The organism is Dyella koreensis (assembly GCF_044904565.1).
GTDB classification, from domain to species: Bacteria; Pseudomonadota; Gammaproteobacteria; order Xanthomonadales; family Rhodanobacteraceae; genus Dyella_D; species Dyella_D koreensis.
This window is the reverse complement of sequence record NZ_JADIKD010000010.1, coordinates 500,714-514,954: the sequence shown is the minus strand read 5'-3', so window position 1 is coordinate 514,954 and position 14,241 is coordinate 500,714. Positions and strand designations below refer to the sequence as shown.

Here is a 14,241-nt window from a genome sequence, read left to right as displayed (position 1 = left end):
GGCAAGCTATGAAGCTGTATCCGCTATTCGCTGATTTGAAAGGGTTGCCGGTGCTGGTGATCGGCGGCGGCACGGTAGCCGAGCGCAAGGTTGCCGCTTTGCTTGGTGCGGGCGCGAAAGTGCGAGTGGGCGCGCCGCAATTGCATCCCGCCCTCGCAAGGTTGGCGGATGAAGGGCAGGTGGAGTGGTTGCATGGCGGCTATCAGCCGGCTTGGCTTGATGGTGTGTGGCTGGCGATTGCCGCGACGGATGATCGTGACCTCAATGCACGGGTTGCCGCGGATGCGACGGAGCGGCGCCTCCTTGTGAACGTGGTCGATGACGCGTCGCTATCGCGCTTCCACGTGCCTGCGGTGGTCGATCGCTCACCGCTGATCGTGGCTATCTCCACCGCCGGTGCGGCGCCGGCACTGGCGCGCCGCCTGCGCGAGATGCTGGAGCGCCTGTTGGATCACACGCTGGGGGCGCTGGTGACGCTTGCACAGCAGCATCGCACCCGTATCGTGCTTCGTTTTCCCGACCTGGCGGAGCGTCGCGGCTTTTACGACTGGCTGCACGATGGTCCCGTGCTGCCGCTGCTCCGCCGCGCCCAGCCCGCCGAAGCTGAGCGGACCTTGTTGAGTGCGTTGAACACGCGTGGCGTATCGCCGGGCAAGGGCTCGGTGACCCTGGTGGGCGCCGGACCGGGCGATCCCGGGTTGCTGACACTGCAGGCGTTGCGCGCACTCAATCAGGCCGACGTGATTCTCCATGACCAGCTGGTTAGTGCTGACATCCTGGCGATGGCCAGACGCGACGCCGAACGCATCGATGTCGGCAAGCGTTGCGCCGGCCGCCATGTACCGCAGGACCACACCCATCAGCTCATGCTCATGCATGCGCAGGCCGGCAAGCGCGTAGTGCGGCTCAAAGGCGGCGATCCGTTTGTATTCGGCAGGGGCGGTGAGGAGATGGCTTTCCTGCGCGAGCATGGTATCGATTGCGACATCGTGCCCGGCATTACCGCCGCGGTGGCATGCGCCGCCTATGCGGGTATTCCGTTGACGCATCGCGACTATGCCCAGTCGGTCTGCCTGCTGACCGCGCATGGCAAAGACGCGACCGATACACTGGACTGGCACGCGCTGGCCAATCATCGCCAGACCTTGGCCATCTATATGGGAGTGGAACGCATCGATGTATTGACCGCACGCCTGCTTGAGTACGGACGTGGGCCCGATACGCCCTTCGCCTTGATCGAAAACGGCACGCTGCCGCGGCAGCGCGTGATCACCGGCGCGCTTCACGCGCTGCCGGCCCTGGCCAGGCAGCACGCGGTGGGCACGCCAGCGCTGCTGGTTATCGGGGAGGTGGCAGCGATGGCGCGTGATCGCGCGTGGTTTGGCGAACTCATCACCCAACGGCCGGCTACGGCGGCTGCGCAGATGGCCTGTGCGGAGCCGGCGTGAGCGTGGCTTTCTTTCGGGAGTGATCCATGACGCCATCTGTCGAGTCGAGTCATGCCCTGGCGGGCCGGTGCATCGCGGTTCCCGAATCGCGTGAGCTGGATGTGTTTGCCGCACTGCTGGAACGGCGCGGGGCAGAGGTCTGGCGTTGCCCTTTGGTCGATATCTGCGATGCACCCGATCCGGCACCGGTGCTTGAGTGGTTGCGCATGTTCAACGCCGGAGGTTGCGACGATCTCCTGCTGTTCACCGGTGAAGGGCTGCGCCGCCTGTTGAGTGCCATCGACCGACACGCACCCGACCGGCGCGAGCGCTTTGTCGAACGGCTCGGCGAAGTACGCATCGTTGCGCGAGGGCCAAAGCCCGGGCGTGTGCTGCGCGAACTGGGCTTGCGACCAGCGCTGGTAGCCGAGCCGGCAACGACGGCCGGCATGATCGCGATGCTACGGGACCTCGATCTGCGTCGTCGGCGCATCGGCGTGCAGTTGTATGGCAGCGACCCCAACGCACCGCTGATGGCGTTTCTTGCCGAGGCGGGCGCGCTGGCCTTGCCCGTGGCGCCTTATGTCTATGCCGATGCCGCCGCCGATGCCGACGTGGTTACCCTCGTCGAGCGCATGCGGCAGGGCGGCATCGATGCCATTGCCTTCACCAGCCTGCAGCAGGTGGATCGTCTGTTCCGCGTCGCTGAGGAACGAAAGATAGGCACAGCGTTGCAGGAAGCGCTGGCGCAGGTGGTCGTTGCCGCTGTGGGGCCTCTTGTCGTCGATGCACTTGCGACGCGTGGTGTCAGTGTCCGGGTCGTTCCCGCGGGAAGCTACTACCTGAAGCCGCTTACCAACGCGCTGATCACTGCCCTGGCGCGCTGATGCCTCCACCCTGCTTGTCCTTCGCATGTGCACCGAGCTGACGCTGGTGGCGACCAACTTTCCCACGCTGATCATCTTCAAGCACCTGGAGTTTTACTGGGCAAGGACGCTGAGAATCCTGAAGCAATATGCGGAGCGCTACGACCGGCTCGGCTCGGAGGCTGCGCCCTCTATCTAGCTAACGCCTTATGGAATAGGCTTTACACATAGGTTTATTGCGTGCCATGAGGGCGCGCCCAGAATGAGCGCCGTCGCATAGGGCGACGTTCCGGGGTAAACCAATGAATATTCGACTTCTATTCGCAACGGCCTTGTCGCTGGCCTGTGCGGGCCTGGCTTTCGCGCAGCCTTTGCCCTTGGCGGCAGCTTCCATGATGGACGGCATGAGCATGGACGCAGGTGCATCGGTGGCGGCGCCCAAGTTGCAGGCAGCGATGCGTTCGCTGTGGCACGAACATGTGGTGCATACGCGTGACTATGCGCTGGCCGTGCACGCGCACGATGCGGCCAAGGCAAAGGCGGCGGAAGATGCGGTGGTGACCAACGCGAGAGCCATCGCTGATGCCGTTGGCGGCTTCTATGGCAAAGCGGCGGGCGATCAGATGTTTACTTTGCTGGCAGGGCACTGGGGTGGCGTGAAAGCGCTCACGGCGGCGGACAGCGCGCACGACGCGGCGGCCCAGGCAGCGGCGATGAAGACGTTGAACGCGAATGGCACCGAGATCGCAACGTTCCTCGCCGCAGCCAATCCCAACTTGCCGGAGCCCACGGTGGCCAGCCTGTTGGCCGGGCACGTCGCGCATCACTCCGCGCAGATCCAGGAAATCATGGCCGGCGACATGAAGACGGAGGCCACGACCTGGACGGCGATGCAGGCGCATATGAATGTCATCGCTGACGCGCTGGCCGGCGCCATCGCCAAGCAGTTTCCTGACAAAGCCGCGTGAGCATGAGTGGCCTCGGCCTTCTAGGCGAAACCCAGCAGCGTCTCATGAGGGCGCTGCTGGTCGAGCACGCGGGCTGCACGGTCGAAACGCTCTGCATGAAATTGCGCATTACGCACAACGCGGTACGCCAGCATCTGAGTGCGCTGATCGCACACGGTTATGTCGAGCGTGCCCAGTCCAGGCCCAGCGGAGGGCGGCCCCTGGCCACCTTCCGCATGACCGAGCAGGGGCGTTCGCTGTTTCCCCGCAACTACGGGGTGATAGCCACGGAAATGTTCGCCGCGCTTCGAAGCCGGCTGGGCGACGAACAGCTCGACCAGTTCATGCAGCAGATGGGGCTGTCGCTGGGGCAGCGAGAGGTGCCGTTGCCGGCGACGGCAACTCAGGAAGAAGTAGTGCGTGTGCTGGCTTCCCATCTTGATGGGCTTGGCTATGAGGCTTTGCCGGTCAAGTATCGGGACGAGTGGCAGATCGAGGCGTTCAATTGTGTTTTCCACGCCCTGGCCTCGCAGCACAAGGAAGTCTGCAAGTTCGACGTCGCTTATATGAAGGCGGCGAGCGGACGCAACGTCCACCATATGGAATGCATCGTGCGCGGCGGGCAGTGCTGCCGGTTCCGGGTCGATGCCGCAGCGGCGAAGTCGGACGGCGATGCGGATAGCTGACGCCGGCGGCCGGCCGATCCCGTTTTGGATGGCCATTCATTTTCCAGCCAGCTACTGAGCCTCCAAACGCGTACTCTTGCGCGGCCTCGGTTCTGAGTCGCCTTCCATGCACGACACCACTAACGATCCGCACTCGCGTGCGGCGATTCCGCTTGCCCCTTCGCTGGATCCGGTCCTGGCCGAGGCCCATATGCCGCGGCGCTTCCGGCCGCTCGACCGGCGGGTGTTGTGGATTTCCGCCATGGCGATGGTGCTGGGTGCGGTCATGGCCGGCGTGGCGCGCGCACTGACGGCGCTGATCGGGCTCATCACCAACCTGGCGTTCTATGGCCGCTGGAGCGATGCGTTTGTCAGCCCCGCGGGTAACCGGCTTGGATTGTGGGTCATCCTCGTACCTGTCATCGGCGGTCTGATTGTCGGGGTCATGGCGCGCTGGGGATCGCAGGCCATTCGTGGGCACGGCATTCCCGAGGCGATGGAGCAGGTGCTGATCAACGAGAGCCGGATCAAGCCGCGCCTTACCTGGCTGAAGCCGGTTTCCTCCGCGGTGGCGATCGGCACTGGCGGTCCGTTCGGCGCGGAAGGCCCGATTATTGCGACGGGCGGTGCGCTTGGATCGTTGCTGGGGCAGTTCGTGCATGTCACGGCCGACGAGCGTAAGACGCTGCTCGCTGCGGGTGCCGCGGCTGGCATGGCGGCGGTGTTCTCCGCGCCGGTATCCGCGATTCTGCTGGCGATTGAACTGTTGCTCTTCGAGCGCCGCGCACGTTCGCTGATCCCGGTGGCGTTGGCTGCTTTCATCGGCACCGGTGTGCGTTACGTCATCGAGGGCAGCGAGCCCATGTTCGCCATGCCTGCCTTGGCGGCGCCGGGTCTGGCAGCCTTGGTTGTCTACGCCTTGCTTGGACTGCTGACCGGCGTTGCCAGTGTCGGCATCACGCGGCTGACCTATGCCATCGAAGATGGTTTCGAGAAGCTTCCGATCCACTGGATGTGGTGGCCGGCGCTGGGTGGTTTGGTGGTGGGCGCCGTGGGTTACATCGCGCCGCTGACCCTGGGCGTGGGCTACTCGAATATCGGCGCCGTGCTCTCGGGCGAGCTGGGTCTGAGTGCGATGCTGGCGCTGTGCTGCTTCAAGTTGCTGTCCTGGTCCATCGCGCTCGGCAGCGGTACGTCGGGGGGGACGCTGGCGCCGCTCTTCACTATCGGCGGAGCCCTGGGTGGTGTGCTCGGCCTTGGCCTGTTGCATGCGGCGCCGTGGCTGCAGATCGATCCGCGCATGGCGGCGCTGGTCTGTATGGCGGCGATCTTTGCCGGTGCGTCGCGTGCTTTTCTCACCTCGATCGTGTTTGCCTTCGAGACGACCTTGCAGACTCATGCGCTGCTGCCGTTGCTGGGTGCCTGCGCTGCGGCGTACCTCGTGTCGGGCCTGATGATGAGGCACACCATCATGACCGAGAAGATCGCCAGGCGCGGCGTGCGCGTGCCGAGTGACTACGCTGCCGACCATCTCGACCGCATCCTTGTGCGCGACGCCTGCAGCCGCGACGTAGTCAGCTTGCGTGCGAACGATTCGCTGGCCACCGTCCGTCAGTGGATGGAAGGCGGTGGCGCCACCACCAGGCATCAGGGCTTTCCGGTGCTGGATGAGCAGGATCGGTTGGTTGGCGTGATCACCCGTCGCGATCTGTTCGATCACCCATCCCCTGAGATGCTGGTGGGCGCGCTGATCAGGCGGCCGCCGCTGGTAGTGGACGAAAACCACACGCTGCGCGATGCGGCGGACCATATGGTTGAAGCCGATGTCGGACGCCTGGTGGTGGTCGATCGTTCCAGCGCACATCGCGTCACCGGCATCATCACTCGCGGCGATCTGCTCGCGGCACATGCACGCCGGTTGCGCGAGGCGCGGGAGATCCATCGGCATTTTGCGGGCAAGGCATCGGCTAGTCGCTGAGCTGCCCGTACTCGGCAGTTTCCGGTGTTGACGCGCACCACGCGCAGCGTTTCGTCGGCCGAAGCGGGCGCGGCTGCTGGCTCCAGCTTCACCTGGAAGGCTTCCGCCGTCATCTAAAAACGTAACCGCTAATGGCAGGAATCGTAAGGCGCGCTTGCCCGAAGATGCGTGGGCGTTGCTGGAGCGTTTCCGGCTTCAACACAAATAAGAGAGTGAGGGTATGGTGGACAGCTCACGTCGCAATACCTTCAAGTTGTTGCTGGCTGGTGCGGCTTCCGCGCCGTTTGTCATGAGCCCGGCGGTGGCAGCTCAAGGCGCGGTGCGTAAAAGGCGCCTCGCATGGAAGCCCGGGATCGAAGGCCAGAGGAAAGCCGATCTCGGCGACGGCACCTATCTGAATCCGATCATGGCCGGCGACCATCCGGACCCCACCATCCTCAAGGATGGCGACAACTACTACATGACGTTTTCGTCGTTCTATGCCTACCCGGCGGTGATCATCTGGCACTCCACCGATCTGGTGAACTGGGCGCCGGTGGGGCCGGCGGTATCCAAGTCGCTCGGCCCTATCTGGGCGCTCGATCTGTGCAAGCACAACGGCCGCTACTTCATCTATATCCCGGCCAACCCGATCGGCAAGGGATGGTCGATCTACGCGGTGTGGGCCGATCGCATCGAAGGCCCATGGAGCGATCCGGTCGATCTGAAGATCCCCGATTGCATCGATCCCGGCCATGTCGTGGGCGAGGATGGCAAGCGCTATCTGTTCGTCAACGGCATCCGCAAAATACGCCTGACCGATGACGGCCTCGCCACTGACGGCACGCTGGAATCGGCCTATCAACCTTGGCGATATCCCGATGATTGGGTGGTGGAGAATTTCGCGCCGGAAGGGCCCAAGCTTCTTCGCCACGGCGAATGGTTCTATCTGATTACCGCCGTCGGCGGTACCGCGGGTCCGCCGACAGGGCACATGGTGATCGCCGCCCGTTCCAGATCGATCCACGGTCCGTGGGAGCATTGCCCGCACAACCCGCTGGTACGCACCACGAGTGTCGATGAGCCGTGGTGGTCACGCGGACATGCGTCGCTGGTGGAAGGCCCGGCCGGCGATTGGTGGATGGTCTATCACGGTTACGAGAACGGCTTCCGCACGCTTGGCCGGCAGACGCTGCTGGAACCCATCGAATGGACCAGCGATGGCTGGTTCCGCGCCAAGGGCGGCGATCTCTCCAAGCCGCTGCCGAAACCCAAAGGCGGGGAGGGCGGGCCATCGGGTCACGCTCTTTCGGATGATTTCAGCACCAACAAGTTCGGCGTGCAGTGGTGCTTTCATGACCCCGCGCCGGACGAGATGCAGCGGATCGCCTATGAAGCGAAGGGGCTACGCATCGCCGCCAGGGGACGCTCGCCGGCAGACAGCTCGCCGTTGAGCTGCATCGTCGGCGATCGCTCGTATGTCGCTGAAGTCACCATCGAGCTCACCGGCAAGGCCGAAGGTGGGCTGTTGCTTTTCTACAACCACAAGGCCTTCGTCGGCATCGGCTTTACGCCGGACGGCATGAAGACCTATGAATACGCCGAAGAACAACCCTGGATGCGCGTGGCGATACCGACATCCAGCGTGCGGCTGAGGCTGATCAACGACAACAACGTCATCACCTTCCACTACTCACACGACGGCGGACGGACCTGGGTCCTGCATGGACTTCGCATGGAAGTCTCCGGCATCCACCACAACGTGTTCGGCGGCTTTCTCAGCCTCAGGCTCGGTATCTACAGTGCGAATGAAGGAAGCATTCTGTTGCGGGACTTCACCTATCGCGCGACGGGCGACATTCAAGGCTAGATGATCTTCAGGGTGATGGCTTTCAGCACGGCGCGTGTCCGATCGCGCGTGTCCAGCTTGTCGAAGATATCGATGAGGTAGTTTTTGACGGTGCCTTCCGCGATGTGGATCGCCTGGCCTATCTCGCGGTTGGTGTATCCGCCCGCCAGCAGGCGAAGGATGTCGATCTCGCGCTTGTTGAAGCGCCCGCTGGGCGCGGCGTCATCGTGATAGGCATAGCGTGTGCGCAGCAGGTCGGTCGAAATCGGGGCGATGACGGTACGCCCTCTGGCGACTTCCTCGATCGTCGCGACCAGCTCCATCGGCGAGGCATCTTTCAGAAGAAAACCTTCTGCACCGGCTTCGGCGGCGCGCAGGGCCATGTCCGGGTCATGGAACGTGGTCAGCAAAATGACGGGTGGAGACTTTGGAAGCTGCCGCAGTCGCTCGCACAGGCCGAAGCCGTCGAGTCCCGGCATGCGGATATCGGAGAGCACGACATCGACGGCCGTTGTCGTCATCTGGTGGAGCAGTGACTCACCGTTGTCGGCCTCGATGACGACCTCGAACTGCTCGAAGCCGCCGAGTAGCGCCTTGAGGCCGCAAAGCACCAGCGCCTGGTCATCCGCCAGCGCGATGCGAATACGCTTCGGCCCGATCACGGCCACGCTATGGGCAACCATGCAGACAGATGGAACCCGGTGTCGCCGGCGCGCTCGAATTCGAGATCGCCGCCCAAGGCCTGGAGACGCTCCCGCATTCCGCTCAATCCATGTCCGGCGCGTACAGGGGCGCGCCCGCGGCCATCGTCCCGGATCACCAGTCGTACTTGGTCGCCGTCGCGGGACAAGGTTGCCCAGACATGCGCCGCGTCGCCGTGGCGCGCTGCGTTGGTGAGGCCTTCCTGGAAGGTGCGCAGCAGGGCCTCGGCCTGGTCGAGTGTGGCGACGCGTGCATCGTCGGCAATGTCCAGAAGTACGCGAGGCCGGGGGAAGGGCGCCGCAAGCCGATGCAGCGTTGCGCCCAGTTCCAGTCCGTCGTGCAGCCGCAGTTGGTGCACCACGCCGCGCAGATCGTCCAATAGTTCTTCGGTCAGACGCGAGCACAACACCACCGCCGCCGCCTGATCGAGGTGCCGGTTGTGGGTGATCGCCGCGAGGTTCAGGCGCAGCGCGGTGAGTTTGTGTCCCGCCACATCGTGCAGTTCGCGCGACAAGCGCAAGCGCTCCTGGTGTCTGGCGGACTCGGCCAGCATGCCGCGCGTGGTCAGCAGCTCGGCATGCGCGCTGGCGAGCATGTTCCGTGCGTGCTCCGCGTTCTGGGCGAAGCGTGCGACCATGATGGCGAACAACTGAAGGCTGGCGTGCAGGCTGACGTAGGTCAGCGGCGCATCCATTTGCCGGAACATCAGGACGATGGTCAGCAGCAGAGCGTTCAACGCCACGTAGACGGCGGTCAGCATCCGCACATTGAGTAACCGTGCGAAGGCCAGCATCGGCACGATCAGCAATGCGGCGGCGGAGTTGTAACGATAGAGGGCGACCAGGGCCAGTGTGATGGCGCTGAGTGTGGCGGCCAGTGCGAGCTGGACGGCATCGTGGCCGCGTATGCCAATCGATGCCAGGAACACCAGAAGAAACACTGCATGCAGCGACCTCGACAATCCGTGGACTGGAAACAGGGCGCCCAGCGTGGTGGCTGCCAGCGGGCCAGACCATAACTCAAGTCCAATCGCCGCCCATGCCATCAGGCCTGCCACCGCAATCGCCGATTGGGGAGATATCGCCAGCCTCATGCGGGCTAGCTTTCCGTCTGCCGATACGAAAGGCAAGCGGAAACGGAAAGTGGTGACTTTCGTCACCCGGCCTGGTGACTTTCGATGCCTGACGCAGTCAGCACGCGTGACCAGACTGCACGCCACATCCTGATCAAGGTCTGGCGAAAATGAAGATAAAGCTGGCACGTGCCGCGAAGATGGGGGGCCTCCTGTTTGCCCTGCTGGCAGCCATCGGTCTGGTAGTGACCTCGCTACCGGTCATATCGCGTGGAGAGCGCAATGCGTTCGCCACCACGTTGCAGCCCGCGTCCGTCAAGGACAGCGCACTCATCGAGCAGGCTTATGCCTATCTGCCGCAGAAAACGCAGTTCGATGCTTTCGTCGCACTGAAAGACGGCAGGCAACTGGCGCAATGGGGAGAGGCAGATCTTCCGATCAATACCCATTCGGTGAGGAAGAGCCTGCTCAGTGGGCTCTACGGCATCGCTATCGCGCGGGGCTACATCCGTCTGGACCAGACGCTGGGCGAGTTGGCCATTGACGATAAGGTGAAGCCGCTGACTGCGCTGGAGAAGTCGGCAACGGTGCGCGATCTGCTGATGTCTCGCTCTGGTATCTATATCGAAGCCGCCGGTGAGGCGCAGGGTATGAAGGAGGGGCGCCCTCGCCGCGGCTCGCATCGGCCAGGCGAATTCTTCTACTACAACAACTGGGACTTCAATGTGCTCGGCGTCATCTTCGAGCGCCGCACCGGCCTGAGCATCGGGCAGGCCTTCTACGAATGGATCGCCAAACCGACCGGTATGACCACCTTCAAGCCGGGACACGTCATCTACGACCAGCCCGGCTACACCGAGCATCGCCAGTTCGTGATCTTCATGAGCGCCGCGGATCTGGCGCGATTCGGCATGCTCTACGCCAACAACGGCGCGTGGAACGGACACCAGGTGATACCCGAAGCGTGGATTCGTGAAAGCACGCAGCCGTACTCGGACATCCACGACATGCCGCCCTTCGACGCTTATGGCTATCTCTGGTGGCTGGACCGCCGCAACCATGTGGTGTGGGCCGACGGATGGGGCGGTCAATTCATGATCGTCGATGCCAGGCATCATCTGGTGGTCGTCGCCCGCAATGACACCGGGCGTAGCCTGCTGCAGATGGGCCTGTTTGCCGCCTTTGGCAAAGACGGGTGGCGCAGTCACCTGCAGACGTTGCACGGGATGATGGTCGGGGCGTCCGATTAGTTTGTGGAGCCCGCCGATCGCTGCTTCTGCTGATGCTGCCTGGGCGTGCTTGGAGCGGTTTCGAAGGCACCGGATTGATGATATTGCTGGCTATACGCCATTGACGTATATACGTCAATGGCGTATATACGCGCCATAATCTTCATCGAGACTCCGGTTTTCACCCGTCAGATCGCTGCACTTGTGGATGACGACGATTACGCCGATTTCCAACGCGCATTGGCAAATGACCCCGAAGCGGGTGACGTAATTCCTGGAACGGGTGGACTCAGGAAGATTCGCATGGCCGCCAAAGGCCATGGCAAACGCGGTGGTGCGCGAGTGATCTATTACTACTTCAGCAGTGCGTCGCAGATAGCACTTCTGCTGGCGTATTCAAAAAATGAAGCCGAGAACCTCACTGCGTCGCAGAAAAAAGCGCTCAAGCAAGTGATTGAGCAGTGGAGATGACCATGAAAAAAGAACTTTTCAACGAACTCATGCAAAGCGTTACCCAGATGGATGAAATTCGTCGGGGCGAGCGTGCTTCTTCGCGCGAGGTCTACATTGCTTCTGAGCAGGTGAAGCGTATCCGTTCGCTCACCAAGCTCTCTCAGGCCAAATTTGCGAAGGTCATTGATGTGGAAATTGGCACGCTTCAGAACTGGGAGCAGGGGCGCCGCAATCCGACCGGTCCGGCGCGGGCCTTGTTGCGCGCTATCGAGAAAGATCCGCAACACGTACTTGCTGCGCTTATTGATTAAGGAGGCGATGTAACTGAGGGTTACATCGTCTGGAGTAAATGCCGCGCATCGCGCCCATTTCGAACCCATGAGAAAAGCGGGGCGGGTTCACGTCCCTCCACGTCTTAGTCCGAAAAACCGTTTTCCGCCTGCGCGCTTCTTTCCTGCCGCTGCTTCGCATGCTTCTGCCGATGCTGCCCCGGTGCCAGTCCGCGAATGCGCTTGAATGCCTTGGCGAACGCGAATTCATTTTCATAGCCGACACGGTCGGCGACGTGCGCAATGGCGTGCCCATCGGCGAGCAAGCCCGCGGCCACGGTCATGCGCCAGCGCGTGACATAGCTCAGTGGCGGCTCCCCCATCGCTTGCTGGAAGCGCCGCGCAAAAGCCGCTCGCGAAAGCCCGGCGCGCTGCGCCAGTGATTCGACGGTCCAGGCGTGCGCGGGATCGCCGTGTACGGCATGCACGGCAGGTCCGACGACCGGATCTTGCAGGGCGCCGAACCATGTCTGCGGGTGGCTTGCATCCTGCTGTGCGGTCCATAGCCTGAGCGCATAAACAAACAGGAGATCGACCAACCGGTCGATGATCAGAGCGGTACCGGGTGCTGCACCTTTGGCTTCCGCCGCCAGCCATTGCATTGCCGCTTCGAGCGGCGTGCCGCGCAGCGTATCGGCTGGCAGATGCAGCAGTTGCGGCAGGCCGCGCAGCAGCGGGTTCGTGCCATCCGGCGCAAACGAATAGGAGCCGCACAGCACGCTGGCCGACGCGCCGGTTCCCGGATTCGGCAGGCTCATGCGTTGGCCCGGTGCGAGGTCGCCAACCGCTTCGTGAATCTCGATGCTCGGAGTGTCGGGCTGGTCGGCCAGCACATGTCCGGCGCCATGGGGAAACACCACGATATCGCCCGCGCCGAGCTCGACCGCATCGGCACTGTCGTCGAGCATTGCCCAGCAACGCCCCTCGGTGACCACATGGAAACCGGCGCGACGGTTGGTGTCCGCGAAGTGCAGAGCCCAGGGCGCGCGAAGCTCGATGCGTGCAGAAAGCGCCCGGCCGAGATGGGCGGCCTCGAGGACTTGGGCGAGCACGTCGAAGCGGGAATCGAGACGTTCGAACATGTATGGTAGCTTTTCACCCATTCATAAGCGCGTCAAGCGGCCGTAGCCTGACACCTCACTCACCACCCTTGAGGTGCTTTCATGACTGCTACCGTTCTAGTGCTCGGCGCCACCGGAAAATCCGGTCGCCGCCTTGTTCCCTTGCTCGAGGCTCGCGACGTCACCGTGCGTGCGGCCAGTCGGCAAGCCAGTCCGCAACACACGCCGTTTCACTGGGACAAGCCCGAAACGCATCAGGCAGCACTGGAAGGCGTCGATGCGATCTATGTGATCGGCCCGGATTTTGTGGAAGACCCATCGGGCGTCATGGCTCCCTTCCTCGATCGGGCGAAACAGCTCGGCGTCAAACGCGTCGTCGCCGTTTCCTCGCTGGGGGTTGGCTTTCCTCACGAGCCGGAGGATTCAGGGCGGCGCAAAGTGGAACAGCTGGTGATGAACTCAGGCATGGAGTGGACACTGCTTCGTCCCGGCGGCTTCGCGCAGAATTTTTCCGAGTCATTCTTTCTGCCCGGCATTCTTCATGCGGATACCGTAGCTACGGCAACGGGCGACGGTGCCGTAGCCTTCGTCGATGCGGAGGACATCGCAGCGGTTGCCGCTGCCGCGCTGACCGAGCAAGGCCATGCGCAGGCCATCTATCCCATCACGGGCCCGCAATCACTCACCTTTGCGCAAGCCACCGCCGTCATCAGCAAGGCGGCGGGACGCGAGATCCGTCATCGGAACATCTCTTCGGACGAATTTGCCGCGATCCTGCAGGGCGGCGGCGTTCCGGCCGACTATGCAGCAGTGGTGGTGCGAGATCAGGAAGCGATCCGGGAAGGCGCGGGTGCTGTCGTAACGGATACCGTCGAGCGAGTGACGGGCCGCCCGCCGATGGCGTTCGATGCGTATGCCGCGCGCGCGGCGGCTGCGTGGGTGCGGGGATGAGGGTTGCCTGAAGGAGTCATTTTTCCGTTGGCGAAAAAATGACTCCGGATCCTCTGCTTGCTACACCGGGCGTAACTGATCGCTCAGCGAGCGCGTCTTCTCGGTCACCACGTTGCCCGTGTGCTGCGTGGTCTTGCGCTCGATCAGCATGAGCTGGCATTCGCTCTCGGCGACGGGGTTGTGCCGCACGCCTTTGGGCACCACGAACATCTCGCCTTCGCCCAGCTCCACCGCGCCATCATCCATCTCGATGCGCAGGCGGCCTTTCAGGATGAAGAACAACTCGTCCTCGCCTTCGTGGCTGTGCCAGGCCAGCGAACCCTGGACTTTGGCGACCTTGATGTAGGCGTCGTCGACTTCCGCGACGACGCGCGGAGACCATAATTCGGTGAGCGATTCGGCGATCTGCCTGGGTGATTTGATGGATGACATGGGTATATTTCCTGCCGGCGAAAGTGTCGGATGAGCATGACGCCAACGAGTGTTGGTTGCCAGATGTTCTATCGGCGAAAGCTGGGGGGAGTGGTTTGGGCTTGTTTGAAATCGCTGCGCTGGAATATGTGGAGCAGGTGCTGTGGTTGTGTGGTCGCGCCAATCGTTGCGTTATCGCGCTCTGGTCGCTTATGCAGCGGGCATGTCGGACGCCTGCCGGCGCCCGAGTCACTTTCTCTTTGCTGACCCAAAGAGAAAGTAACCAAAGAGAAATGGTCTGGAAGAGCGCGGTGTGCTTTGT

15 protein-coding genes are annotated in these 14,241 nt (G+C 62.9%); 11 read left to right on the top strand and 4 right to left on the bottom strand.

Annotation, left to right across the window (positions count from 1 at the left end; genetic code table 11):
- The first annotated feature begins 8 nt into the window (after nucleotides 1–8).
- The 7 genes from cysG (at nucleotide 9) to ISS97_RS11835 (ending at nucleotide 7,732) form a co-directional block, all read left to right on the top strand.
- A complete protein-coding gene (gene cysG / locus ISS97_RS11865) occupies nucleotides 9–1,448 on the top strand; it encodes a siroheme synthase CysG (RefSeq protein WP_379986459.1) in 1,440 nt (479 codons plus the stop codon).
- A gap of 26 nt (nucleotides 1,449–1,474) precedes the next feature.
- On the top strand, nucleotides 1,475–2,314 hold the full coding sequence (locus ISS97_RS11860; protein ID WP_379986461.1) for a uroporphyrinogen-III synthase: 840 nt from the start codon (nucleotides 1,475–1,477) through the stop codon (nucleotides 2,312–2,314).
- Nucleotides 2,315–2,339: 25 nt separating this feature from the next.
- Nucleotides 2,340–2,492 carry a hypothetical protein gene (locus ISS97_RS11855; protein ID WP_379986462.1) on the top strand — a complete coding sequence of 51 codons (153 nt, stop codon included), beginning with the start codon at nucleotides 2,340–2,342 and terminating at the stop codon, nucleotides 2,490–2,492.
- Nucleotides 2,493–2,595: 103 nt separating this feature from the next.
- Nucleotides 2,596–3,261, top strand: coding sequence for a hypothetical protein (locus ISS97_RS11850; RefSeq protein WP_379986463.1), 666 nt, complete (start codon nucleotides 2,596–2,598; stop codon nucleotides 3,259–3,261).
- A gap of 44 nt (nucleotides 3,262–3,305) precedes the next feature.
- Complete coding sequence (locus ISS97_RS11845) at nucleotides 3,306–3,926, top strand: helix-turn-helix transcriptional regulator (RefSeq protein WP_379986464.1); 621 nt, start codon at nucleotides 3,306–3,308, stop codon at nucleotides 3,924–3,926.
- Between the two features lie 106 nt (nucleotides 3,927–4,032).
- Nucleotides 4,033–5,883, top strand: coding sequence for a chloride channel protein (locus tag ISS97_RS11840; RefSeq protein ID WP_379986466.1), 1,851 nt, complete (start codon nucleotides 4,033–4,035; stop codon nucleotides 5,881–5,883).
- Between the two features lie 220 nt (nucleotides 5,884–6,103).
- Entirely contained in the window at nucleotides 6,104–7,732 is a 1,629-nt protein-coding gene (locus tag ISS97_RS11835) for a family 43 glycosylhydrolase (RefSeq protein WP_379986468.1), read from the top strand.
- Here the strand turns inward: ISS97_RS11835 and ISS97_RS11830 are convergent.
- Both ISS97_RS11830 and ISS97_RS11825 read right to left on the bottom strand, forming a co-directional pair.
- Nucleotides 7,729–8,394, bottom strand: coding sequence for a response regulator transcription factor (locus tag ISS97_RS11830; RefSeq protein WP_404580102.1), 666 nt, complete (start codon nucleotides 8,392–8,394; stop codon nucleotides 7,729–7,731). The two genes, ISS97_RS11835 and ISS97_RS11830, sit on opposite strands and share 4 nt — an antisense overlap.
- Nucleotides 8,370–9,506, bottom strand: coding sequence for a sensor histidine kinase (locus ISS97_RS11825; RefSeq protein ID WP_379986470.1), 1,137 nt, complete (start codon nucleotides 9,504–9,506; stop codon nucleotides 8,370–8,372). The genes ISS97_RS11830 and ISS97_RS11825 overlap by 25 nt, the downstream gene beginning before the upstream one ends.
- Nucleotides 9,507–9,655: 149 nt before the next feature.
- On the opposite strand from ISS97_RS11825, the gene ISS97_RS11820 reads away from it, so the two are divergent.
- The 3 genes from ISS97_RS11820 (at nucleotide 9,656) to nadS (ending at nucleotide 11,478) form a co-directional block, all read left to right on the top strand.
- Nucleotides 9,656–10,735: a serine hydrolase domain-containing protein gene (locus ISS97_RS11820; protein WP_379986472.1), complete on the top strand. Its 1,080-nt coding sequence runs from the start codon at nucleotides 9,656–9,658 to the stop codon at nucleotides 10,733–10,735.
- 117 nt (nucleotides 10,736–10,852) lie between these two features.
- Complete coding sequence (locus tag ISS97_RS11815) at nucleotides 10,853–11,185, top strand: type II toxin-antitoxin system RelE/ParE family toxin (protein WP_379986474.1); 333 nt, start codon at nucleotides 10,853–10,855, stop codon at nucleotides 11,183–11,185.
- Between the two features lie 2 nt (nucleotides 11,186–11,187).
- Nucleotides 11,188–11,478 carry a NadS family protein gene (nadS, locus tag ISS97_RS11810; protein ID WP_379986476.1) on the top strand — a complete coding sequence of 97 codons (291 nt, stop codon included), beginning with the start codon at nucleotides 11,188–11,190 and terminating at the stop codon, nucleotides 11,476–11,478.
- A gap of 104 nt (nucleotides 11,479–11,582) precedes the next feature.
- Here the strand turns inward: nadS and ISS97_RS11805 are convergent, their stop codons facing one another.
- On the bottom strand, nucleotides 11,583–12,578 hold the full coding sequence (locus ISS97_RS11805) for an AraC family transcriptional regulator (protein WP_379986478.1): 996 nt from the start codon (nucleotides 12,576–12,578) through the stop codon (nucleotides 11,583–11,585).
- 81 nt (nucleotides 12,579–12,659) lie between these two features.
- On the opposite strand from ISS97_RS11805, the gene ISS97_RS11800 reads away from it, so the two are divergent.
- Nucleotides 12,660–13,508 carry an NAD(P)H-binding protein gene (locus ISS97_RS11800; RefSeq protein ID WP_379986479.1) on the top strand — a complete coding sequence of 283 codons (849 nt, stop codon included), beginning with the start codon at nucleotides 12,660–12,662 and terminating at the stop codon, nucleotides 13,506–13,508.
- A 60-nt stretch (nucleotides 13,509–13,568) separates the two neighbouring features.
- On the opposite strand, the gene ISS97_RS11795 is transcribed toward ISS97_RS11800, so the two are convergent.
- Nucleotides 13,569–13,940, bottom strand: a complete 372-nt coding sequence (locus tag ISS97_RS11795; protein WP_379986480.1) for a cupin domain-containing protein — start codon at nucleotides 13,938–13,940, stop codon at nucleotides 13,569–13,571.
- Nucleotides 13,941–14,241 lie beyond the last annotated feature (301 nt).